Origin of the sequence: Verrucomicrobium sp. BvORR106 (genome assembly GCF_000739655.1) — a bacterium.
Lineage (GTDB): Bacteria > Verrucomicrobiota > Verrucomicrobiia > Verrucomicrobiales > Verrucomicrobiaceae > Verrucomicrobium.
Genome location: NZ_BATR01000023.1, coordinates 1 through 1636, shown reverse-complemented (window position 1 = coordinate 1636; position 1636 = coordinate 1). Strand labels below are relative to the sequence as shown.

The following is a 1636-nucleotide window of genomic DNA, read 5'->3' as shown; positions in this document are numbered from 1 at the left end:
GCCCGGGTTCGGGCTGATGCGCGCTGGTCAGTTCAAACGCGGATTCTCGTGGCTTGTTGCCATCCACATCTATTCGTTTGTCGTCGTCTGGCTTTTCGCGACGGATGCAGTGCCCCTGGCGCTCGGCGTAGCTGCCTTGGTCACCATCCTGCCCATGACTGTCTGGATGTGGGTCGACAGCTTCCGACCGGGTCGCATGTCTGTAACCCGTTGGGCATTATTTGTCGGACTTTTCTTGGTCGGCGGATGGTCCCTGTCTCTTGTGACATTGGTGGGCAAGTCCTTCAAGATCCCCACTGGCTCCATGGAGCCGGCGTTGAAAGGAGGCATGGGAAGCGGGACGTCTGACCATGTGGTTGTCGATCGGCTTGCCTACCGGATTGCCAAACCTCGGCGAGGGGATCTAATCGTCTTTGCAACCAGCCAGATCCCCTCAATCTTCGGTCGTGGGACCCGCCCATCAGGGGCAGAGGTGTACTACACCATGCGGCTTGTCGGTCTGCCAGGAGAACGTCTCAAGATCGAAGACGGCAAGGTTTATGCGGACGGGCGGGAACTGGGAGCCCAAGATGGCATCCCGTCTGTGCACTATACCATTCCGAAGTCATACCCTTTTGACTCTCGGCCAGCCACCTCAGACTTTGTGGTGGGCCAGAACGAGTATTTCGTACTAGGCGACAACAGTGAACGCGCCGCCGACAGCCGCTACTGGGGCAACGTGCCCGCAGAGGCCCTTTTCGGGAAGGTTACAGGGATCTATTATCCCTTCAGTCGATTTGGCCGGATAAAGAATCCTGCGGACAGCGCCCCTTCCAACCCGAATTAAGATCGGTGTCCGGACTGCGTCGTTTCCTCGCTGCACGCCATGAAAATCGTCATCTCCATCCTCACTCTTTGCGCTCTGATCGCTTTGGGCGTGATCATCCTCAAACCCCGGCCGTTCAAACCGAATGTTCCTATCATTCCGCTCTACGCCACCGAGGACGAAGCGCGGCGCTTGTTGGAGCAATGGAGTCCGGTCTCGGTTGAAGAACCCGAGGACGAATCGCGCACCAGTCAGCGTGTTCTTGTCGCCAGCAACTCTGAAACCCGCATTGACGTGGGCATCTGGAACGGGCGCGTGCGTTTTACCAACTACCTGACCGACCAGTTCAACCGCACGGATCGCCAACGCTCCCGCAAGCTGAACTGGTTTCTGGACCAGTTGGGCGGCAAGGAGGAGTTCGAGGAACCCAATGACACCGGCTACATGCTGTTCATCCGAAACCCAAAACGGAAACTCATGGTCGTCTATGGTCTGCACTTGGGACCCATCCGGATCAATGATCAGAACCCCGCACACTGGGGCGAAGAGGACGACAAGGAGGAAGGGGAAGACGAAGCAGCCAAGTCGCAGGAACGCTGACGCGGCTCGTCTCCTACGGGTACGCAAGGTTCACCCGTCCAACAAGGAGCGGCGGTTTGTGCTTGCACAACCGCCGATGGGAAGCGGAGCTATTGCGGCCAAAATCCGATCGACGTATGTCGCCCCACCGCCGCTCGTTAGATGGGAGACGCTTCTCCTCCAGCCACGACCGGCGGTTGTGCAAACACAAACCGCCGCTCCTTGAGGGCGCACAACCCTGCGGTGCGTATT

At 58.3% G+C, this 1636-nt stretch carries 2 protein-coding genes; both read left to right on the top strand.

The annotated features are described in order from the left end of the window. Nucleotides 1–826, top strand: an 826-nt coding sequence (lepB, locus tag BV106_RS04315) for a signal peptidase I (protein ID WP_265595323.1), incomplete at its 5' end; no start/stop codon positions are given. Nucleotides 827–865: 39 nt separating this feature from the next. Then, nucleotides 866–1405, top strand: a complete 540-nt coding sequence (locus tag BV106_RS04310; protein ID WP_038161015.1) for a hypothetical protein — start codon at nucleotides 866–868, stop codon at nucleotides 1403–1405. Nucleotides 1406–1636: the final 231 nt, after the last annotated feature.